The sequence below is a fragment of the Microcoleus sp. Pol8_D6 genome, from assembly GCF_036700965.1.
GTDB lineage: Bacteria > Cyanobacteriota > Cyanobacteriia > Cyanobacteriales > Microcoleaceae > Microcoleus.
This window is the reverse complement of the sequence record NZ_JAUBPW010000036.1, coordinates 35632-56686: the sequence shown is the minus strand read 5'-3', so window position 1 is coordinate 56686 and position 21055 is coordinate 35632. Positions and strand designations below refer to the sequence as shown.

Here is a 21055-nt window from a genome sequence, read left to right as displayed (position 1 = left end):
TTCAGTGTTAGCAACGGGCAAGATGCCCGTTCCAAAAAACATTGAAACTTTAGTAAAACAGATATCTTGCCTTTTATGGAGAATGAATCCAGCCAAAAACATTACACTTTTCCCGTGCGGAAAACGCGACCGATTACCTCTTCAATTGGCGGGTCAGTAACAGTCAAATCTATCACTTCCAACTCCGCCAAAATCTTCGCCACGCTCACCGTCAGTTCTTCCCTTTTCACTAAAAAACGCACCGATTGTCCCTCAATAGATTCTACCTCCCCGTAAGCAAAAGCACTATCCTTTGCCAGCGGCTTAGCTAATTTTACCTGAACTTCCCGATAAGGTGCAAACCTGTCGAGCAACCCGTCTAAACTGCCATCATAAACTAATTGCCCTTCATGGATTAACAAAACGCGCTTGCACAAAGCAGTAATGTCAGCCATGTAATGGCTCGTCAACAGCACCGTTGCTTGATAGCGATCGTTGTATTCTCGCAGAAATTGCCTGACGCTAAACTGTGCGTTTATATCCAAACCTAAAGTCGGTTCATCTAAAAATAATACTTCCGGCTGGTGCAGCAGCGCCGCCATCAATTCAGCTTTCATGCGTTCGCCTAAAGAAAGCTTTCGTACTGCCTGATTTAACTTGCCTTCTAGTGACAGCATCTCTGTCAATTCTCCGACTCGCCGCCGATAATCTGTATCGGGAATGCCGTAGACAGCGGCATTGATTCGCAGAGAGTCAAGCACAGGTAAATCCCAAATTAACTGCTGTTTCTGGCCCATCACTAAGGTGATTTTTTGGAGAAAATCTGCTTCCCGACGAAAAGGAGTACGATCGCACACTCTCACAGTACCAGCCGAGGGATAAATCAAACCAGTCAGCATTTTCAGCGTAGTAGTTTTGCCCGCACCGTTAGCACCTAGAAACCCCACGACCTCCCCCGGTTCAATACTGAAAGAAACGCCCTCAACTGCTTTGATATTGCGGTAAGTGCGACTAAAAAAGTGTCGCACTGTTCCTTTAAGCCCCGGTTCTTTAATCGCTACCGGATAAACTTTGCTCAAGTCTTCAACTAAGATAATTGGCATCGGCTCAAATTTTAACTTTTATTTTAATCTAGGGTATTTCCATCAGGCTTGTGCCAAGATGGAGCGATCGAGCTGGCTAGTAGGCTGCGCCAACGATTGCTCGATCGCTCCATAGACATAGTAACTGTGTTCTGGCGCACCCTAATAAGCTGTAGAATATTGCAAAATATCCATAATCACATCGCACAAAGTTTACAAATATGGTACTCACACCAGATAATTCTGACACCTCTCGTTTGGTAGGAGACAATTCTTCTGAAAATATTACACTTGCACCAGGACAACTTGCTAGTTTTCCTGGGGGACTTTGGATGGTGGGCGGCAATGATACTGTCAGGGGATCGTCAGATGCAGAACGGATTTTCGGTAACGATGGTAAAGACAGTCTGTTAGGTGGTGTCGGCAGTGATTCTATTTACGGTGGCAAAGATGATGACGATGTTGTGGGAGAAATTGGCGAGGATTTCTTGACAGGAGATAGAAATAGCGATTTCCTTGATGGGGGTGCGGGAAATGATTTCCTGCGCGGAGGACAAGGTGTTGATTTGTTAGTGGGCGGTGACGGCAACGATACTTTAATTGGCGACAGAGATGTAGATATTTACCAAGGTGGTGCAGGTAGCGATGTATTTGTTTTGAGAGTCGATCAAGCGGGAGTCCGAGTAGTTGGCATTGAAGTTCCTGACGCGGTAATTGTGGATTTTGATAAGTCTAACGATTCGATTGGAATTAGTGTGCCATTTACCAGTAGCAATATCTCCTTGGAAGAGGTAAGTTATAGCTTGAACGATCCGAGACTGCTGCTGATCGATCCTGCAAGTATAGCCGGTGGAACTAGCTTATTAGCCAAGGGTGGCATCTCCCAGCGAAGTCTCGATCCCGATGGCAACGGCCGTGTAGAAGCTACTAATATTAGATTTGGTTTTACTAATGCTTTGTTGGGTACTGTTTTGAATGTGACCCCAGCCGATTTAAACGGTCGTTTTATTAATGCTAATTCTTTGCTTTAAGTCGTTGCTTATATATCTCTAGTAGGGTGCGCTAGGCGCACCTTACCGATTACGCATTATCTAACTCACCGTCAAAACTGCGCGATAGCGCACTTGATTGTCGCGGACTTTCTGCATTGCTTCATTCGCTTGTGCGATCGCAAAAACTTCGATAATCGGCTCAATCCCAAACTTCTCTGCAATTGACAGCATTTCATTAATCATAGCGCGACCGCCGATCGGCGAAGCCATAATTCTGCGCCGCTTTGTCAGCAACGGAAACAAGGGAATGCTCAAAGGTGCGTCGGGAACCCCCACAAAAGCAAGCGCACCGTCAGAATCGAGAAAATCAATGTACGGAACCCAATCTAAAGCAGCAGGAACAGTGCTCAACAAAATATCTAATTTGCTGCTAGGCGCTTGAGGAATTTCGCCTTTTCCTACTACAATAGCTTCGTCCGCCCCCATTTTTTGTGCAAATTCTGCCTTATCTTGGGAAGTAGTAAAAACTGTAACGCGGTTGCCTAATTTTTTCGCAAATTGCACCGCCATGTGTCCCAAACCGCCGATGCCGAGAATGCCAATTTCTTGCCCGGAACTCATCCCCGCATTCCGCAAACCGGCGTAAACCGTAATTCCGCCACACAACAGCGGCCCCGCTATTTTGGAATCGATGCCTTTGGGAATAGGAAAAGCAAACCGGGAATCTACCATCAAATAATCGGCAAAACCGCCCGGGCCTGTAACAATTAATCCCTGGTTTTCATCGCAGAGATTTTCGTTACCGCGCAAGCAGTCGCGGCACTGCAAACAAGACGACCTTTGCCAGCCGACACCAACGCGATCGCCCACTTTTAAATGAGTCACTTGCGGCCCTATTTCTGCCACTTCTCCGATAACTTCGTGGCCCGGAACGAGGGGATATTTTGATTGACCCCAGTCATTGTCAATCATGTGTAAGTCTGAGTGACAGATGCCGCAAGTTAAGACTTTTATCAGACATTCATGTACTTTGGGAGGTTCAACATCGAATTTGTATTCTTCAAGCAATCCCCCTGTTTTTTTAGCTGCCAGTGCTTTGATTTGCATGGTGGTGTTTCCTGGTTTGTTTGCCATTATAGTGTTCGGGGCGGGTTTAACAGTCTCTTTCTTTAGTTGTATATATTCAAGTGGATCTGCGCCTAGGACTCAGGCGCGTTACTAATAATTTGTCTGGTGCTTAGGGCGCATCTTACCAATTACCAATTACCAATTACCCATTCCCACTTAGGATTATAACTTGCCCTTTTCCATTGCCCACTGCATCAAACCTGGGAACAAACGATAAGCTTCCGATGCCAAAAAAGCAGGGCCGACGGTAACTTCTGCACGCTGATTTTTCACAGCATCCCAGATAGCTTTAGCAATATCTTCTGGCTGAGTTGCCCACTCAGATTTCAGCATTTTGCTCATTTGCTGGCGGCGCAATTCGACTGCGGGTTCGTCTCGATCGCGAAATTGAGCTCTTTCTAAAAAATCGCTGTTAATCAAGCCTGGATGCACGGCGCAAACGTGAATACCTTGAGGCGCTAATTCCAATCGCAAACTTTCTGTTAAACCGGTTACTGCATATTTGCTGGCACAATAAGCAGTCATTTGAGGCAAAGGCATTTTGCCGCCAATAGAACCAACATTGACTATTGTCCCTGTTTTTCGTTGCAGAAAATGTGGCAAAATTTCTTGAATTGTGTTAACGCAGCCCCAAAAATTGGTATTCATTAATTGCTGCCAGTCTTCGGAGGTAGTGTACTCGATCCCCCCCGTGAGACAAATGCCAGCATTGTTAACCAAAACATCGATGTTGCCGCAGGTATCTAGGGCTTTTTGGACGATCGCGCGCACTTGTTGAATGTCGCCAACATCCCCTGGAATAGCTACAGCGGAAGTGCCTTCTCGCTGCACTTGAGCCGCTGCTGCAGCCAATCTCTCTGGCTGGCGAGCTACCATCACTACATCGTAACCTTTACTTGCAAATAAAATTGCTGTTGCTTTGCCACTTCCTTGAGAAGCGCCTGTAATCAAAACTGTAGGAGCCATAGATAGTTATAAATTGTAACTGGCTAATTTTTTTTTGCGATATGGAAACTATAACAGAGGTCAGGGAATTTTAGGGGCGCTCTATATTAATAATTATGGAGTATAGGAATTATTTGTGCTTCGGAACGGTTTTTTTTTAACGAACCGCGAAGGCGCGAAGGACGCGAAGGAAGAGAGAAGAGCAGAGGAGAAGAAGAGAATAGAAATTATTCATAATTTGTGCGAAAATTGCTTTGTAAATTTTCCTAATGCCCAATGCCCAATGCCTAAAAAATGAATCTTCCGAAACAAGCACCTAATTGGTCGATCGCCCTAGTGTTAATTATTGGGGTTTTAGCTGTCTCAACTTCCTCAATTTTAATTCGGCTGGCTAACTTTTCAGCAGGGGCGGGCGGTTTGGGTTTCAGTCTGGTACTCGCGGCCTCTCGTCTGACTTTATCTGCATTAATTCTGCTTCCGGCTTGGCGGAAAATTCAGTGGAACGCCCTGCAACCGGGAACTCGGCGCTATGCTGTTGCTGCGGGTTTGTGTCTCGCCCTGCATTTTGCTCTGTGGATTACCTCACTTTCTTATACTTCGATCGCCGCCTCGACTGCCCTCGTCACCACTAATCCTGTCTGGGTAGCGCTGTTGTCGCGCTTCTGGTTCGGGGAAAAACTCAGCAAAATGTCGATCACTGGCATTACTATAGCCCTGACTGGAGGAATGGCGATCGCTGTGGGAAGTGCGGGCGCAGCGGATGCTGGCAGCAGCCAACTGCTGGGCGATTTCCTGGCTCTGGCTGGTTCCTGGGCTGTCAGCTTGTATTTGCTGCTGGGCCGGGAAGCTCAGCGGCGGGGACTGGGAATTGGTGGCTATATCGCGATCGCCTATACTGTTGCTGCGATCGTACTGTTGCCTCTCCCCTTCGCCTTCGGCACTACTTATACTAATTACCCCGACATTGTATATTTTTATATTTTGTTAACGGCCGCTTTGCCTCAGTTAGTCGGCCACACCATTTTGAACTGGGCCGTAATGCAGATTTCCCCAACTCTGGTAACTCTTGCCATCTTGTTTGAACCGGTTGGGGCGAGTTGGTTGGGTTATTTGCTGTTTGGGGAAGTGCCTGCGCCGGCGGTACTCGCAGGTGCTGGGGTGCTGCTGTTGGGGGTAGCAACCGCTACCGTCGGAGCAAAAAAAATTACTGTCAACAGTTAAGAGTTAACAGTTTTCGACATTGCCACTACAGTTGCCGTGAGTCAGAATAAAACAAATTAGGGCTTAAAAACCCCAATAACTGATCGGTGAAATATCGATTCAGGACTATCAAAGGTTTGAGTAATGACTAATAATACTCGGTTGCCTTTAGGAGAATAAAATTATGCTGCCAGAACAACTACAGCGGATCATCGGCTACTTTATCGAAGAAGCCACAGAACAGATCCAAATTATCGAACCAGGCTTGCAAGATCTGCAAAATACCGTGCCAGATCCCCAAAGAATACACCAGCTTATCCGAGCCTCGCACTCGATTAAAGGGGGAGCAGCTATGCTCGGATTTAGCAGCATTCAGCGCATTGCTCATCGTTTGGAGGATTATTTAAAGCTGCTGAGAGAATGTCCGATCGCCATTGATAGCAGGTTACAATCCCTCTTAAGCGAAGTTTTTGATATTTTAGTAGTCCTTGTGTCAAAGGTTTCTAAGGGTTTTGGGCTCAAGCACGAAGATGCAAACCAAATGCTATCAATCGCCGAACCAGTTTTTGACGAACTCGACGCTTACCTGAGATTGCGAATTCCCACTCGCCTGACGGTGAGAGCTACTACGGACGAACATATTCACGTTTTCTCCGGTTACTGCACCTCCCTGAGCGAATTTTCCTCGACTATCGCTTCGCGCGTCGGTTTGCTCGGAGGCACTATTACCCGCCACGATCAGGATAGCCAGGGTCTACGCCTTTGTATTGACATTTACCTGCCGCCTTACACCCGGATCGAAAACATCCGCCAAGCTGTCGAACTCTCCGGCGCTATTATCGGGAATGTTCAGACGCAGCGGGACTTTTCGCTGCTGGCGACTGCGGATTATCCGGTTTACCAAAGTGCGATCGAACCTCCCGCAATTTGTATCGGATGCCGCTACTATTACGGCAGAAGCGATGGCGGCTACCTGCTCAACTGCACGATCCATCCCCGTGGCCCGGAAGCAGAAGATTGTCGCGATCGCGAACCGGAATAAGCGCTAAAAACTCAGCCCTCAGAAGCACGATTTGTCTTCCAACAAACTCTTCTGAAACCCATATTTTCCCTGATTTTTTTCACATTACCCCCTGCCATTTTTTGTTGAGTTGCTAGATAGCTATATCTGTCTCTCTTAGACAACTACATCCTTCTTCCTTCTGAAATATCCCCTAACAACTGATACCGCAACTCGAATTAATTGCATCATGCTTGCAGGATGAGCGATCGCCCAGACATTGATTGTCAGACAAGTAATTGCCATAACTAGCAAGATGTATGTCGGAGGCATTACTACCCCGATCGCGAACCAGGTAAAAACGTGAAATATCATTGCTGTAGCCCAAAGGCTGGCCACAGCGACAGACGCCCAAATTTGCATTCGAGGTCGGTTTAGTCCTATCAAAATCGCTGTATGCAAAGTAGTCAGCAAGTTTGCCGGAACTAAAAAGGCACAGATAGCTATGCAGTAGGTATGAGAAAATTCAGTAACTGTATTGAAGTCGATCATCAGTCTAATTGTCGGGCCTGTTGGGTATACTTCAAGAGCTTAGCGTGACTTGACTTTCAGATCTTGTCACCCTTACCTTAACTTAATATTTCAGTAAGTAGGCCGCTCTGGAGACGCATTTCTCTCCCCCTTTTCCAGCAGGCAAAATTTTACCACAAATATTAAAGTTTTGGGAAATTATTAAACATACTTGAAGAATGGCAACAATTGCTATGATAATTAACATCGGGAAGGGATAGTATAGAATAGCCAAGTCGGTAAAAATTCTAGAACGCTGAGGCGGCTTAAACAGCAACATATACTGCAGGCTGGTTTTCGACTAAATCATTTTTGATTCGCTGAGTATCGGGTGATTGATTCTCCGTGTCCGTCAAGGGATCGAGCCATTATGCGATCGAACAATATGAGATTATTATGGAAAAGCCAATTTGCTCTCAAATCTCAAATCAATAGAACCCTCTCCAAATTTCACAGCGGAAGACAAAGCAAATGGATCAACAAATCACAATTCCCGCACTCGAAGAAGTTGACTTGACAAACTGCGACAGAGAACCAATTCACCTATCGGGGCACATTCAGCCACACGGGGTGCTACTTGTGGTACGAGAACCTGAACTAGAAATAGTCCAAGTCAGCGAAAATACGCAAGATTTGTTAGGAATTGATGCAGCAAGTGCGATCGGTAAAAATTTGAGCTTATTATTCAATCGAGTTCAATTAAAAAAACTCAAGCTTTGTTTGCTTAATGAAAACTTAAAAACCGTTAATCCCATTAAACTCACTGTTGTCAAGAAGCCAGGTAAATATTTAGAATTTGACTGCATACTTCACCGAGTAGAAGAAGTATTGATGGTCGAATTAGAATTAGCCACCAACCCAGAAAATCTTTCTGTTTTTAGCTTTTATCATTCAGTGAGAGCCACGGTCAGCAAAATTCAAAGCGCCAAAACTCTCAAAGAATTATCTCAAATAACTGTAGAAGAAGTCAGAAAAATATCTGGTTTTGATCGAGTTATGCTCTATCAATTTGACCACGAAGGCAACGGCGCTGTGATCGCTGAAGACAAAGCAGAAAATCTAAGTCCTTTCTTGGGATTAAACTACCCTAGTTCAGATATTCCCAAACAAGCCAGACAACTGTATGCGTTAAATTGGCTGAGGTTAATCCCAGATATTAATTATCAACCCGTCCCCGTTGTTTCAGGAAACAATGCTGTTACCCCCCAGCCCCTAGACCTGAGTTTCAGCGTGTTGAGAAGCGTTTCTCCCATTCACATAGAATACCTCCAAAATATGGGCGTTGCAGCTTCGATGTCAATCTCGTTAATCAAAGACAAAAAACTGTGGGGATTGATTGCTTGCCACAACTATACACCAAAACACCTTAACTATGAATTGCGCGCCGCCTGCGAATTTATCGGGCAAGTAATGTCCTTAGAACTGCAATCAAAAGAAGGCAACGAAGACTACGACTACAAACTACACTTAAAATCGATTCAAACCAAGATTTTTGAAGACATATCCACGTCCGACAACTTGTCACAAGTGTTAGTTAAATGTCAGCATAATTTGCTAGAAGCAGTCAACGCCCAGGGAGCCGCAATAGTATTTGGAGATAATTGCTATCAAGTAGGGCAAACACCTCAAGGAGAATCCCTCAAATACTTAACTCAGTGGGTGCAAAAGCATTTAAATAAAGAAATTTTTTATACAGACTCGCTCACCCAATGCTATCCAGAAGCTGAGGAATTTAAAGACACAGCCAGCGGGTGTTTGGCTATAGCAATATCGCCGACGCAGAAAATATACGTTTTGTGGTTTCGCCCGGAAGTAATTAAGACGGTGAATTGGGCGGGCAACCCCAACAAACCAGTTGAAACCGATGAAGATGGGAACCCTCGACTGTCTCCTCGGAAATCCTTCGAGCTGTGGAAAGAAAATGTCAGGTACAAATCGTTGCCTTGGAAACAATGCGAAATAGACGCTGCATTGGAACTGAGAAAAGCAATGATTAATATAGTGCTGTGCCAAGTCGATAAACTCGAAAAATTAAATACAGCACTAGAAGCATCAGTCGCCAGAGAACGGGAAAAAACTGCTAATTTAAAAACAGCGATGTCCGAGCTTAAACGGGCGCAAACTCAATTGGTGCAAAGCGAAAGAATGTCAAGTTTGGGACAGTTGGTGGCGGCGGTTGCTTATGAAGTCACTAACCCGATTAACTTTATCTACGGAAATCTTAGCTATGCTAATGAATACAGTCAAAAAATGATCAATTTATTGCAGCTTTACGAGCAGCACTATCCGTCGCCTTCGCCAGAAATTCAAGCACAAATAGAAGCTGTTGAATTAGAGTTTATAGTTGAAGACTTACCCAAGTTGCTGGGTTCAATGAAAGTAGGAGCTAACCGCATCCGCGAGATAGTTCAGTCGCTGCGAAACTTCTCTAGAATTGACGAAGCAGAGATTAAACCAGTTGACATTCACGACGGATTGGACAGCGCTTTGCTGATTTTGAGCAACCGACTCAAACCGAAGCCCGATCGCCCAGCAATTCATCTCATCAAAGAATATGGCTCTCTGCCTTTGGTTGAGTGTTACGCAGTTCAAATCAACCAAGTATTTATGAATGTACTGACAAATGCAGTTGATGCTCTCGAAGAGGCTTTTATCAACAAGAATTTATCGTCCCACGGCGGGGACAAAGAAGAGCCAGTTAAGTACGGACAAATTCGGATCATGACTGAACTTTGTCCCGGAGAAAAAGCCGTAGCAGTTCGGATCAAGGACAACGGTTGGGGCATGGAAGAAGAAGTTCGCCAGAAAATTTTTGAGCCTTTTTTTACCACAAAACAGGTGGGCAAAGGTGCAGGGATAGGTTTGGCGATTAGCCACGAAATTGCGGTAGAACAACATGGTGGCAAATTGACTTGCTTTTCAGCCCCCGGAGAGGGAACCGAGTTGATTATTGAGATTCCCTTGAACCAAACTCATCCCACACCCATTGTCAAGTGAAAAAAAGTCCGCGTAGGGGTTCCCGAAGGGTAGGCTAGGAAATCGCCCAAATTCACAAATCGAAAATTCGATTAAAATACAAAAGCAGCTAAGTAGATTTGAGCCACTTCAGAGGAAGCTAGTATGACTGAAAAAAAAACCGCCCAATGGGATGCCGGCCGGTTTCTCAAAACCTTGGCTTATTTCGGCGTCATTCCCTTCATTGGCAGCATTAGCTGGCTGCAACAACTCTTTGGAAGCAGCAGCAAAACTAAAAAAGACCAACCCAAACTGATACTGGTAGCCGGTGCCACCGGCGGCGTCGGGAAGCGAGTTGTCAAGCGGCTGCAACAGCGCGGATATAAAGTACGCTGCCTCGTCAGAGATGCTAAAAGAGCAACAGAAATTCTCGGCGATAATGTCGAATTAGTCGAAGGAGATATCACTCTCCCAGAAACGCTAACACCGCTAGTAACCGAGGGCGTGGAAGCAGTTATCTGTTGTACCGGCACTAAAGTTCAACCGATAGAAGGAGACACCCCAACCAGGGAAAAATACTATCAAGGCATCAAATTTTATATGCCGGAAGTTGTGGATGTTCCCGAAATAGTCGAATACAAAGGCCTCAATAATTTAGTGCAAGCTGTTCGCCACCAGCTAATTCAAGCAGGCGAAAAAACAATTTTTGACTTCACAAAACCCAGCCAAGATTTAAAAGAAACTTGGGGTGCGCTAGACGATATCGTGATGGGCGGCACCAGCGAAAGTTCGATTCGGCTGACAGACAATACGGCTATATTCACAGGCAATGTTTCTACCGCCAACTCGGGCGGTTTTGCTTCGGTGCGTACCCGCAACTTTGATCCTCCGCTCAATCTCACAGGATTTAGCGGCCTCCAACTGCGGGTCAAAGGAGACGGTAAGCGCTACAAATTGATTGTTCGCAGCGAAGCTAAATGGGATGGAATTGGCTATTGCTATTCGTTTGATACGGTTTACAATATCTGGATTACTATCACTGTTCCTTTTGATGAGTTAATTCCAGTATTCCGCGCCAAAACTGTCAAGGATGGCTCTAAATTTGATGCCAGCAGTATTTTTTCTTTTCAGTTAATGTTGAGCAAGTTTGAATATGATGGGGCGCTCAACCCGAAATTTACACCGGGTATTTTTCAACTGGAGTTAGAATCTATTAAAGCTGATGGGGGACAGACTTTGCCGCGATTTGTGATGGTGAGTTCGGCAGGAGTTACCCGCCCGGGCCGCCCTGGAATTAACTTGGAAGAAGAACCGCCGGCAGTCAGGATGAATGATATGTTGGGGGGGATTTTGACTTGGAAGTTGAAAGGGGAAGATTGTGTGCGATCGAGCGGCATACCTTATACTATTGTCAGACCCTGCGCTTTGACTGAAGAACCGGGAGGCAAAGCTTTAATATTTGAGCAAGGAGACAATATTAGGGGCAAAGTTAGTCGGGAAGATATTGCAGAATTGTGCGTGCAGGCTTTGGAACAACCTCAAGCTTGCAAGGTTACTTTTGAGGTGAAAGAGGGGGAAAATGCCAGTTCTCCCGGAGACTGGCAGGGTTTGTTTGCGGGAGTTAAATAATTATTATTTGTAGGGTCGAAGTCTAGATACCCCCTAACCCCCCTTAGTAAGGGGGGGACAAGAAATCGTTTCCAGGACTCAGTGCCAGTGCGCCGAATAGTACCCTACAAATGCGAGTTTTATAACTGGTTCCCAGGCATAGCCTGTTAACGAGTAAAGTTACCAATTACTAATTATTATGTCTGTGACTTTTTCCCGACGCTCCTTGACGCCTTATTTGTTTTTACTTCCGGCTTTATTTATTTTGAGTTTGACTGTTTTGTGGCCTGCGGTGCAAGCTTTTTATTTGAGTTTTACCAACTACGAATATGATTTAACTCAAATGCCACAGTGGGTGGGTTTGAAGAATTTTAACAGGTTATGGGGCGATCGCACATTCTGGCAAACTTTGACGAATACGCTGCTGTATCTCACCTGCGTTGTGCCTGTATTGGTTGTTCTACCGTTGGGAATGGCGATTTTGTGCAACCAAAAACTTAAGGGGATGAACTGGTTTCGAGCAGCATACTACACGCCGGCGGTGATTTCGATGGTTGTCGCCGGGATTGCTTGGAAGTGGCTGTTTGCTGAGACTGGACTGCTGAATCAGTTGGGGGAATTGTTGGGTTTGCCTCCTGTTTCTTGGTTGGCTAATCCGAAGCTAGCAATCTTTAGCGTCATGGCGGTTACTATCTGGAAAGGATTGGGCTACTACATGGTGATTTATTTGGCGGGGCTGCAAGCTATTCCGGCAGAACTTTATGAGGCGGCTGCTATTGATGGTTCTGATGGTTTGGGAAAGCACTGGGATATTACTGTGCCACTGATGAAGCCTTATTTAGTTTTGGTAGCCGTGATTTCGGCGATTTCTGCTACTAAGGTTTTTGAAGAAGTTTATATTATGACTCAGGGCGGCCCTCGCAATAGTTCTAAGACTGTTGTTTATTATCTTTACGAACGGGCTTTTAAGGATTTGGAAATTGGCTATGCTTGTACGATCGGGCTGGTTTTGTTTTTGCTAATTTTGGGTTTGTCGATTTTGCAAGTTAGCCTTCAGGGTTTGACTCGCAATGAATAAGATTTGTGACTGATTGGTAGTGACCCAGATATTCCAACATTCTCATCTCAAGAACAGGCAAGATGCCTGTTCCACAATACATAAAATCTCAAAAACAGGCAAGATGCCTGTTCCACAATACATGAAATTCCTTGTGGGGTGTCCCGCCCACTCTAATTTCTACTAATTTTAGACTTGAATATCGATAAGGCCATCGCTCACGGCTTTGGGCAGGTCTTATTGGCGAAATCACAGGTATAAATATAGGGTTTCTGCCAGTTCAGAGGAATTTCTAATAAATCCCTGGTTCCGGTCATTCCCTGTCCCAGAAAGAGCAGCACAGCGATCGAGTTCAATATCACATGGATAGTGCGCCAGCGATTTGAGCGGTCTTTGTAAATGTCTTCAATGATGGCAAGCGAGAAAACCATAATTAGCGCAGCGGCGATCCCAATGTAGTAGTGAGACCAATACCATTCATTGGTTCGCCGATAAACGCCATCTTGAGTGCCAAGAATCACCAAACCAGTACCTGTTAGGGTCGCAAATATGCCGCGCCATAAAGCGGGGGTCGCTCGATATAGCATGACCAAAGAGGCGATCGTTGCAACAAACATTAGCACAATGAAAATGACCTGAAACGAGTTTTGGCTCCAAACATCCTTGCTCAAAATATGCTCAAAAATCGGGTAGGCTAGACCCAACAACGTCACTCCTACCACAGAACCTGACAGAATTCGACCTGCTTTGACGTGTTCTGAACCGACTACAGGTGGAATTTTGCTCTTGGTGTCGATCGCAATTTGCTTCCGACGCTGCATGGTTTGCCACCCCATATTGAGAACAATACCAAGCATAGGAAAAACAATCGCTACAGCTAAAATAGGATGCAGCAAAGCCAGAAAATCTTTAAATTCCATATATCACCTTTTTGTTGAAGAGGGTTGGCTTCATCAACCCGGTTTTTGCGATACATAATATCATACCCGGTGATCTAAGCACAGTAAGTTTGTAGTCAGGACTAATAGTGATTATTCAGCCGCATATAGAAGGCTAAAGTCCTGACTACAAACACGCTTTATGAGGGGTAATTCACCGGAGATGTTAAGCAATAAGAAGATATAGCAGTTGTCAGTTGGGTGAGGTACAGCTTTCTCAATTACGCAATCGAGCAATTACAATTACCTTGTTCTCAGGGAAATGAAAACTGCTGGCGGTAATGTCAGTGCCAGTTAGCCACTAATTCCCTGCATCACTTTGAGCTTAGCTGAACAATTCTTTGTTATTCACAATAGTAGGCTAATTTTTGTTCGCTAAAGCAATGTGACCAGGGATATCGCCCAATCCACTGTGCTTGTACTTTCTTGTCGTAGTTGAGATAAAGCTTCCGATTAACGATTTTCTAGGCGTCACAAGGGTTGGCTTGTGCAACCTGATTGAAGTGTATATTCGTGCGTTACGGATTAAATTAGAAGCAAGTAAATCCAAACGCCTGCTGCCTAGTGTTCGGGGAGTTGGATATGTGTTGCGAGAGCAAAAGTGATGAGGGGCGGATTTACAAATACTTGGCAGATGAAGTATGGATACTGGTGAATCCGCTCCTATTATACTACCTATTTTTTGGTGAAAAATCTACCTAGAAATCCGGTCGTTCCTGATAATCTTCCGCAGAACTAGGGTCTAATTCCCAGCGACTTTCATCTCGATGTTCAAGCATATTTTTTGTGTTTAAAATAGCGCCATCGGGCATTTCTATGCCCGCAGCAGCTCCGAGTTCGTCAACCATATCCAGGTCGGGAGTAGGCGCAGTTCCGCCCACCGATTGCTCGCCAGTGGCACTTTCTTGTTCCGCAGCAGGATCGCCATCCTCGCCACCGATTTGGGAACTGGTGGAAGAGTATTCCGAACTGCTGTCCTGCAGGGTTGTTATGTCGTCTTGGCTCAATCCCGGTTGATCGATGACGCCGGTACCGTAAGATTCGGTAATTTCTTGAGGCAATTCGCCCAAATTATCGCGTTCAGTTGTTGTTTTTGGGTTGCGTTTTTTTGGCTTTGCCACGATACTTACTCCTGTTTCTTTTTGAACTCAATTAAATTTAAAATGTCCGAATTTGGCTTTAACGGAATTGTTTTTAGTAATTGCCGATGCATATAGTTAAGTAGTATTTTAATTACTATTTAAGCTTTTAGCTTCTATCCCAGGAAATATATGGATTTGGAGCAGCTATTTCATTGGGCATACAAAAAGCGATCGCCCTTTTGCAACGGGCGATCGCTTTTTAATGTGGATGTTAATTCTATTCGGGAAAATCAGGAATTATCCATTTGGGGGGTTCCGTCCGTTTCCTTCTCACCGCTTCCTCTGCTATTTCTAGCATTTTATCCAGAGAAGTATTTTCAATAAAGTTGGACGTTGCTTCTGCGTATTCCCGCTTCGGGCACTTGTCGCCCAGAACGCAGCCATTGACGCAAGCTACAGCACAATCGACAGTGTTCTCCACCATAACTTTTTTCCTTTCACGGTTCCAACAACTAATAGGCAGGTACTCTGGGTGAATTTGTCAAGAGACTGCTCTATATCTTTATTTTACTTCACAAATTGTCCTCAAAGGTCGATCGCCAGGGCAAAACTGTTATAAAATCAAAGCAACCTACCTAATCTGCCGATCGTGAGTAATTTTCTGCGGCGCTTAAAACTTTTACCTTGGCGAGAAATGCTGCAAATTGCCGCCCTCGTCAACTGCATCGTGGTTGGATTGGAGTTATTTTTAGCCTGGGGTTTCACGCAATCGCGGCCAATCCGCAACGTCGTGACGCTTCTTTACGGCCCATCCCTCGGGACATTGATACCTTTCGTTGCTGCACTGGGAATGGGAGCTTTAGCAGTTTACTTTTTAGAGTATTGGCAACAACAATTTTTGCTCAACCGAATTAGTTTGTGGGTTTTAGTTTTCTGCGTGCTCTTGGGTTTGGTGTTAAAGTCATTCCTACCCATCCCTCCTTTATTAGCAAGTTTATCGGAAGCTGCACTAATCGGAGTTACTGTGGGAGTTTTTTGGAAGGGCCGGCCTTATTGGCGATAGTCATGCCATTTGAGATTTGAGATTTGAGATTTGAGATTTGAGATTTGAGATTGCCTATGACTGATAAAGATTCGGGTTTGGTGCTTCTCTATAGTTACATTTTTTTTGATGAGAGTATCATTAGACCTCTTGCGAAAGTCTCAGGCGATATCTAATTTAGTCTTTAAAGAAAGTTCATAATTATAAATACCAGCGATTAAATTAAATCTTAATTTGAAGGATATGTATTTTTAGACCGGATGAGCTGGGATAATTTTAAGGAATCAGGAGACTTGAAAGCATCAGTAGAAGCTTATTATAGCTTCACAGGATATTATCGGTGAGTCCGTTCATGCAGAGCGGATTTATCGTAAAGCGAGAAAACCGAGCTTGGTGTAAAGAAAAAGGAATTAGAATCAGTGAAGCACCTCTAGAAAGACCTCCAGCCAATGTGAGTAAAGAAAAAAAGAAGCAAGCAAAGGAAGAGGAGAGGATTCGTCAGGCAATTGAAGGAAAATTTGGGGCTTGCGTAAACGAATATTTAGCCTGAATCTGGTAATGACAAAACTTGAGAATACCTCTAGTACAGCTATTGCTATCATTTTTTAGTAATGAACCTTTCTACCTGGTGGCGCCCGGTTTTTTGTAGATTTTTATGCGGTTCGGGGAAAACAATGCCTGTTTTTGGGTTTAACATAATTTGCGCTTATATTTTACTCAAAATGAGGCAGGAAAAACTCATCTTTAACTCTGGTTGAATAATCAATCACTCCCCATCGCCAAAAAGCGAGCAATTATTCAGCAAGTCCTATTTAGTTATGCACAAATTCACCTTGTTATCAAATTAATTTAGATGCGTTTACTCTGGCTATTCGTAAGGTGCCAATAGCGGACACTAGCCAGAGAAATTATGCGCTATTGGCACCTTACAGAATATAAATTGTGCAGAATTACCGATCGACTAAAAACACAATTCTCAATTCCCCAATTTCATCGCATTTCAGGAACTCTCACAGTCTCTGTAGGAGGCATAATTGCCTCTTTAGCATTCAACTTTTGATTCAACTCCCGAATCCGGCGCGACAGCAAGCGAATAATATTCACCGCAATTCCCGGCGTTTCATCAATCGCATCGTATAGCTGCATTTGAGTCAGCATCAAACACTCGGATTGTTCGAGAGTAGAAATAGAAGCCGATCGAGGTTCTGCATCAAACAGCGACATTTCCCCGAAACAAGCCCCTGCTTTCAACTGTGCCAAATCCCGATCGCCTATATGCACGCGCACCGTTCCCGATACCAAAATATAGAGAGACCGCCCTTCTTGTCCTTCCGTAAAAATCCTGTGCTTGGAAGGAAACGAAAGTTCATCCATTACCGATGCTAGACGCACGAGAAAATCATCCCGCAGTTCCTTAAAAATCGGAACCTCCCTCACAAACAATAGGCGTTCGACGCTTGTTAACATAATGAGATGCAATGATTAATTTAAACTTAAACAAAGGAAGAGGCATTGGGCATTGGGCATTGGGCATTGGGCATTGGGCATTGGGCATAGTTTATTTTTATTTCCTCTTCCCTCTTCCTTCTTCCTTCTTCCTTCTTCCTTCTTCCTTCTTCCTTCTTCCTTCTTTACCTTTTTCCCCCAGCACCCAACTCTGCCATCATCTCTTCAACTTGAGCCGATACCAAATTATCGGGGTCATTTTGCAGCCTGGGCAACAATTCGACCAAAGCCCGGGGCGAGGCTATTTTCAAATAGGCTAACACTGCTTCGCGGACAAAACCCGTCGGGTGCTGCAGACAGACGAGAGTTTGTTGAGCCGTAAGACTCCAGCGCGCTTCTCTCGCCAAGTGAAAGCAGCAGGCCAAGGCCCAATCCGAAAGGAAATGGCGCAATTCTAGCAAGCGGCGCAAACGATCGCTAGGGGCTAGAGGTTTGTAAACCATCAATTCCGAGAGGTTGCTCAATTTTTCTCTTTCCGAGTGTTGGTCTAACAAATTGATGAGCGATCGCTTCCTAGCTATATCCACAGTATTATCGAGAATTTCCAATCCCCTAGCAACCAAAGAAGGTTGGCCAGAAGCGATGTTGAAAGCAGCGGCTTGTACCGTGTCCAGCGGATAAAGAAACTTCATCAGCAAAAAACACCGCTCCCTAGCATCAGCTTCCAACCCAGCCAGAGCCCGCTGCAACAATTGAGCCGTATCGTTCCCAGGTTTCCGAGCGCTGTTGGCCTCTCGCTGTGAGAAATTGCCGTAGCTTGTTACCCCAGACAAATCTACCAGACCTGCATAAATTTGACCGATAAACATTAACTCCTGTTCGATAAGAGTTTCCAAGCCGCTACGGCCGATGCGGTCTAGAACCCCTTCTATCCCAGCTTCCGAAGGCATTTTCAACAGGATGCGGAGGATATTGCGCCTCGTCGTTCCCCAAGCAGTCATCAAATTGCTGACCAAAATGTCTATCGCCTCCGGAGTCCCAATTTGACCCAGAGCAGTCCAAGCTTGCAACCTGACCAAATCCGACTTATGGATATCCTCAGCCAAATACACGAGCAAAGGAATGGCGTCGTTGTGAAGTTTGACTATAGCTTGCAAAGCCGCTTCCCTAGTCGATTTGTAACCAAGTCCGCGCAGCAGCGAAGGATAATATTCTTCCGAATGAGTAGACGAAATCACGTCTAACAGAGCGCAGCGCACTCGCAGAGATTCATCTTGCAACAGATTGGGAATATGCAGCCGCAGTCCTTGCAAATAATCAGCTTCTCCCAGAGCCCGCGTCCCCATAACACGTTCCCGCTCTTGCTTGTGTGTCAGCATTTGCCGCAGCGTATTAGTAGCCTCTGCCTTTTGCTGGCGATCGCCCCTTCTCATAATTAAAGCAGCCGCCGTCCCCCGCACCACCGGATCAACCGTCGGCTGCAAGTAAGGCCTCAAGCTCTCAATATTCGGTTCAGCTTCCGTCAGCCAGATGTAGCGCAAAGCCAAGGCCAGAACCTCCGGCGGCAAGGATTGCTGCGAGAGTGCGCGGACTGATTCTAAATATGCGGGGTTCGGGTGTTGCAGCATCGTTTCCAAGCTCTGGCGCTGCAAACCTGGGGACAGCGAATCGAGGAGGGGAGCCAGAACTTCTCCGACATTTTTGGGGTCAATTTGCGTCAGGAGTTCTATGCAAGAGCGCTTTTCATCTTCGCCCCCCGGCTTTTGTAGAGTTTCCACCACTGCGCGTTTGAGAGCTTTGAGGTCAACGTCTGTGACTCCCAAGCGCCCCCGCTCCGCACTTTTGACCAACAAACCCACGTATTGAGAGCGGATCAACCATACGACAAACACCCACAACAGTGCCAATATGACGATCACGCCAATAAATATCAAGCTTTGCTGGTCGTGAAATACATTTTCGTCTTGCTGGGGGAGTATCTTGCCTGTCACCCACAGCATAATCAGGATGCCTACTCCTGTAGCTCCGCAGGACAAAGGTTCGCCCACACCGTTGACCAGAGTTTGAATGCCCGATCGAATATTGTCGGGAATCGGTTGAAATAAAACCGGGCTAACGGTTTCCAAAAGCGTGTAGTGCAGCAGTTCGTCTAAAAATCTCAGCAATATTAGCCCGATAAACACAGATACTAGCTGGCCCAGAGATGCTCCTATGGTCAGCACCCCTAGTATAGCGATGCCCGCCGGCAAAATCATCGCCGTCACGAATACACCGATTCTTTCCACCAACCGGCTCGAAGCGAACCACTGAGTCGCCACTTGAAACAGGCCTTGTATGCCTTCATAAATGCCCAGGAAGCTAGCGATCCAGCTAGCTCCGTCCCCCGGGTTTTGGTATTCTAGCTGGCTGTAGAATTGGAAATCTACCAGCACGTAGACGACTTCTGCGAGGATGAAGAAACTGACTAGAGGTACGGCGTATTTTTGAAGTGGGCCTGTAACTTTGCGGGCGGTAAATTCTTCTTGGTCGTCGTCTTCGTCGTCATCCGTCCAGTGAGCAGTTTCCGGGAATGCTTGGCTGTATTTTTCCGTGAGGTAGTAGAGCAACACCGAGCCTGTCGCCACCATCAGCCCCGATATGAGGGTAACGTTTTTGAGTCCGACTACGTACAGCAAAACAGGCAGAGAAAATCCGCTGACTACTCCAGCTACTAGATAGCCGCTACTGACTAGCGGATAGGTGCGCTTGATTTCTCTAATATTAAACAGTTGGTTGGAAGTGATAGAAGTATTAAGGTCATTGAGGACATAGCAAGCTTCCACCCACAGCCACATCAAAAAAATAGTAATAAAAGCGATGCTGATGCCAGCTATCTTAGTATTTTCGTAGCCTATTCCGAATCGAAACAAAAATAGCGGTACCGACATCATGCCCAGAACCACTACGACGGTGCGCCTCAGCGGCAGGATTTTTTGCAGCCACGAGTAGACAAATCCCAAGCCAGAACCGATAAAGGCGCTGGCTATGTAGATAAAAGGCATTTTGTCGGCACCGTACTCGTCTAAAAACAGACCTACTGTGCTGAGTTCCAGCCAGATCAGCCCCACGGAGGTTAGAGTGTAGACGAGGAACATCAGTACGGTTCGCTCTACTTCTTCCGATCGCAGGTTGAGCGATCGTAGCACTCCTTGTCTTACTCCCGCCGAACCGCTGATTTGAAAATTTTCCATGCAGCGTTGATTTCCCTGTGTGGTAGCTTATTCCTGACTAACTTCGGAAGTCATCAGCTATCAGTCACCAGTTTATGACTGATGACTGCTCACTAATGACTATCTATTTATACTTTTTTCGGCGACAGCAGCATCATCATACTGCGTCCTTCTTTTTTCGGCGCTTGCTGCACTTCTGCGATTTCCTGCAAATCTGTAGCCATGCGCTTAAGCAAGTCCTCTGCTAGGTTGCTGTGTTGGATTTCCCGACCTCTGAACATGATCGTGGCTTTTACTTTGTCCCCAGATTTGATAAAGCGGTCTGCTAGTTTGAGGCGCACTTGGTAGTCGTGTTCTTCAATTTTGTAGCGCATCTTCACTTCTTTAACATCGGCAGTGTGCTGCTTCCGCTTTGCTTCTCGCGCTTTCTTTTCCTGCTCGAATTTGTACTTCCCATAGTCCATTACCCGGCATACGGGCGGGTCAGCTTTGTCGCTGACAAGTACGAGATCGAGTTCTTTTTCTTCTGCCAGGCGCAGCGCTTCTGCAGGCGTCAATATCCCTAGTTGCGCGCCGTCGGTATCGATTACCCGGATTTTGGGGTATCGAATATTTTCGTTGATCTGGGGTAGGTTGCGATTTTGTCTTCTTTCAATCACAGGCATGAATGGTTTTACAAGCAGTAGTTTAATAGCGAAGCTTCTTGATAGTTACAGGTTTGATCGGTCAATTTTTCACGATTGACGATCGAACTGTTTTATAAGGTGTTACCCTTACCGGACGTACTACCGCGCCCTGTGTCCCCTCCGCTAAAGCCTTGGG

17 protein-coding genes and 2 pseudogenes are annotated in these 21055 nt (G+C 45.6%); 9 read left to right on the top strand and 10 right to left on the bottom strand.

Translation table 11 applies throughout. The features are described from left to right. Positions 1–101: 101 nt before the first annotated feature. A complete protein-coding gene (locus tag QUA10_RS16030; RefSeq protein ID WP_333083483.1) occupies positions 102–1082 on the bottom strand; it encodes an ATP-binding cassette domain-containing protein in 981 nt (326 codons plus the stop codon). 200 nt (positions 1083–1282) lie between these two features. Here QUA10_RS16030 and QUA10_RS16025 point away from each other — a divergent pair, with 200 nt between their 5' ends. Beyond that, complete coding sequence (locus tag QUA10_RS16025) at positions 1283–2092, top strand: calcium-binding protein (RefSeq protein WP_333083482.1); 810 nt, start codon at positions 1283–1285, stop codon at positions 2090–2092. 60 nt (positions 2093–2152) lie between these two features. On the opposite strand, the gene QUA10_RS16020 is transcribed toward QUA10_RS16025, so the two are convergent. Both QUA10_RS16020 and QUA10_RS16015 read right to left on the bottom strand, forming a co-directional pair. After that, entirely contained in the window at positions 2153–3160 is a 1008-nt protein-coding gene (locus QUA10_RS16020) for an NAD(P)-dependent alcohol dehydrogenase (protein WP_333086305.1), read from the bottom strand. 183 nt (positions 3161–3343) lie between these two features. Then, a complete protein-coding gene (locus QUA10_RS16015) occupies positions 3344–4147 on the bottom strand; it encodes an SDR family oxidoreductase (RefSeq protein ID WP_333083479.1) in 804 nt (267 codons plus the stop codon). Positions 4148–4420: 273 nt separating this feature from the next. On the opposite strand from QUA10_RS16015, the gene QUA10_RS16010 reads away from it, so the two are divergent. Next, a complete protein-coding gene (locus QUA10_RS16010; protein WP_333083477.1) occupies positions 4421–5347 on the top strand; it encodes a DMT family transporter in 927 nt (308 codons plus the stop codon). A 163-nt stretch (positions 5348–5510) separates the two neighbouring features. Further along, on the top strand, positions 5511–6368 hold the full coding sequence (locus QUA10_RS16005; protein WP_333083475.1) for an Hpt domain-containing protein: 858 nt from the start codon (positions 5511–5513) through the stop codon (positions 6366–6368). 135 nt (positions 6369–6503) lie between these two features. On the opposite strand, the gene QUA10_RS16000 is transcribed toward QUA10_RS16005, so the two are convergent. Then, complete coding sequence (locus QUA10_RS16000) at positions 6504–6878, bottom strand: hypothetical protein (RefSeq protein ID WP_333083474.1); 375 nt, start codon at positions 6876–6878, stop codon at positions 6504–6506. Between the two features lie 489 nt (positions 6879–7367). Here QUA10_RS16000 and QUA10_RS15995 point away from each other — a divergent pair, with 489 nt between their 5' ends. The 3 genes from QUA10_RS15995 to QUA10_RS15985 all read left to right on the top strand — a co-directional run bounded on the left by QUA10_RS15995 (position 7368) and on the right by QUA10_RS15985 (position 12537). Then, positions 7368–9893 carry an ATP-binding protein gene (locus QUA10_RS15995; RefSeq protein WP_333083473.1) on the top strand — a complete coding sequence of 842 codons (2526 nt, stop codon included), beginning with the start codon at positions 7368–7370 and terminating at the stop codon, positions 9891–9893. Positions 9894–10016: 123 nt separating this feature from the next. Continuing rightward, positions 10017–11480, top strand: a complete 1464-nt coding sequence (locus QUA10_RS15990; protein ID WP_333083471.1) for a CIA30 family protein — start codon at positions 10017–10019, stop codon at positions 11478–11480. 178 nt (positions 11481–11658) lie between these two features. Further along, positions 11659–12537 carry a sugar ABC transporter permease gene (locus QUA10_RS15985; protein ID WP_333083469.1) on the top strand — a complete coding sequence of 293 codons (879 nt, stop codon included), beginning with the start codon at positions 11659–11661 and terminating at the stop codon, positions 12535–12537. A 197-nt stretch (positions 12538–12734) separates the two neighbouring features. On the opposite strand, the gene QUA10_RS15980 is transcribed toward QUA10_RS15985, so the two are convergent. Then, a complete protein-coding gene (locus tag QUA10_RS15980; RefSeq protein WP_333083468.1) occupies positions 12735–13436 on the bottom strand; it encodes a DUF4079 domain-containing protein in 702 nt (233 codons plus the stop codon). Positions 13437–13942: 506 nt separating this feature from the next. Between QUA10_RS15980 and QUA10_RS15975 the strand changes: the two are divergent. Continuing rightward, positions 13943–14059: pseudogene (locus QUA10_RS15975) on the top strand (winged helix-turn-helix domain-containing protein); the annotation flags it as partial. 93 nt (positions 14060–14152) lie between these two features. Here the strand turns inward: QUA10_RS15975 and QUA10_RS15970 are convergent. Both QUA10_RS15970 and QUA10_RS15965 read right to left on the bottom strand, forming a co-directional pair. Then, positions 14153–14575 (bottom strand): DUF6335 family protein, encoded by a 423-nt coding sequence (locus QUA10_RS15970; protein WP_333083467.1) that lies wholly within the window; start codon positions 14573–14575, stop codon positions 14153–14155. A 238-nt stretch (positions 14576–14813) separates the two neighbouring features. After that, entirely contained in the window at positions 14814–15020 is a 207-nt protein-coding gene (locus tag QUA10_RS15965; RefSeq protein ID WP_190740439.1) for a hypothetical protein, read from the bottom strand. A gap of 165 nt (positions 15021–15185) precedes the next feature. Between QUA10_RS15965 and QUA10_RS15960 the strand changes: the two genes are divergently transcribed. Further along, positions 15186–15599, top strand: a complete 414-nt coding sequence (locus QUA10_RS15960) for a peptide chain release factor 1 (protein ID WP_333083466.1) — start codon at positions 15186–15188, stop codon at positions 15597–15599. Positions 15600–15814: 215 nt separating this feature from the next. Beyond that, positions 15815–16336: pseudogene (locus tag QUA10_RS15955) on the top strand (transposase); the annotation flags it as partial. A gap of 232 nt (positions 16337–16568) precedes the next feature. On the opposite strand, the gene QUA10_RS15950 reads toward QUA10_RS15955, so the two are convergent. The 3 genes from QUA10_RS15950 to infC form a co-directional block, all read right to left on the bottom strand. Further along, a complete protein-coding gene (locus tag QUA10_RS15950; protein WP_015176146.1) occupies positions 16569–17045 on the bottom strand; it encodes a Crp/Fnr family transcriptional regulator in 477 nt (158 codons plus the stop codon). 164 nt (positions 17046–17209) lie between these two features. After that, entirely contained in the window at positions 17210–20254 is a 3045-nt protein-coding gene (locus tag QUA10_RS15945) for a HEAT repeat domain-containing protein (RefSeq protein ID WP_333083464.1), read from the bottom strand. Positions 20255–20361: 107 nt separating this feature from the next. Continuing rightward, positions 20362–20898: a translation initiation factor IF-3 gene (infC, locus tag QUA10_RS15940; RefSeq protein ID WP_006635262.1), complete on the bottom strand. Its 537-nt coding sequence runs from the start codon at positions 20896–20898 to the stop codon at positions 20362–20364. Positions 20899–21055: the final 157 nt, after the last annotated feature.

Coding starts and splice junctions, on each gene's coding strand:
- QUA10_RS15980 (WP_333083468.1), bottom strand. CDS start 13,436: ATGGAATTTAAAGATTTTCTGGCTTTGCTGCATCCTATTTTAGCTGTA.
- QUA10_RS16030 (WP_333083483.1), bottom strand. CDS start 1,082: ATGCCAATTATCTTAGTTGAAGACTTGAGCAAAGTTTATCCGGTAGCG.
- QUA10_RS16000 (WP_333083474.1), bottom strand. CDS start 6,878: ATGATCGACTTCAATACAGTTACTGAATTTTCTCATACCTACTGCATA.
- infC (WP_006635262.1), bottom strand. CDS start 20,898: ATGCCTGTGATTGAAAGAAGACAAAATCGCAACCTACCCCAGATCAAC.
- QUA10_RS16015 (WP_333083479.1), bottom strand. CDS start 4,147: ATGGCTCCTACAGTTTTGATTACAGGCGCTTCTCAAGGAAGTGGCAAA.
- QUA10_RS15965 (WP_190740439.1), bottom strand. CDS start 15,020: ATGGTGGAGAACACTGTCGATTGTGCTGTAGCTTGCGTCAATGGCTGC.
- QUA10_RS16025 (WP_333083482.1), top strand. CDS start 1,283: ATGGTACTCACACCAGATAATTCTGACACCTCTCGTTTGGTAGGAGAC.
- QUA10_RS15950 (WP_015176146.1), bottom strand. CDS start 17,045: ATGTTAACAAGCGTCGAACGCCTATTGTTTGTGAGGGAGGTTCCGATT.
- QUA10_RS16020 (WP_333086305.1), bottom strand. CDS start 3,160: ATGCAAATCAAAGCACTGGCAGCTAAAAAAACAGGGGGATTGCTTGAA.
- QUA10_RS16005 (WP_333083475.1), top strand. CDS start 5,511: ATGCTGCCAGAACAACTACAGCGGATCATCGGCTACTTTATCGAAGAA.
- QUA10_RS16010 (WP_333083477.1), top strand. CDS start 4,421: ATGAATCTTCCGAAACAAGCACCTAATTGGTCGATCGCCCTAGTGTTA.
- QUA10_RS15990 (WP_333083471.1), top strand. CDS start 10,017: ATGACTGAAAAAAAAACCGCCCAATGGGATGCCGGCCGGTTTCTCAAA.
- QUA10_RS15945 (WP_333083464.1), bottom strand. CDS start 20,254: ATGGAAAATTTTCAAATCAGCGGTTCGGCGGGAGTAAGACAAGGAGTG.
- QUA10_RS15995 (WP_333083473.1), top strand. CDS start 7,368: ATGGATCAACAAATCACAATTCCCGCACTCGAAGAAGTTGACTTGACA.
- QUA10_RS15985 (WP_333083469.1), top strand. CDS start 11,659: ATGTCTGTGACTTTTTCCCGACGCTCCTTGACGCCTTATTTGTTTTTA.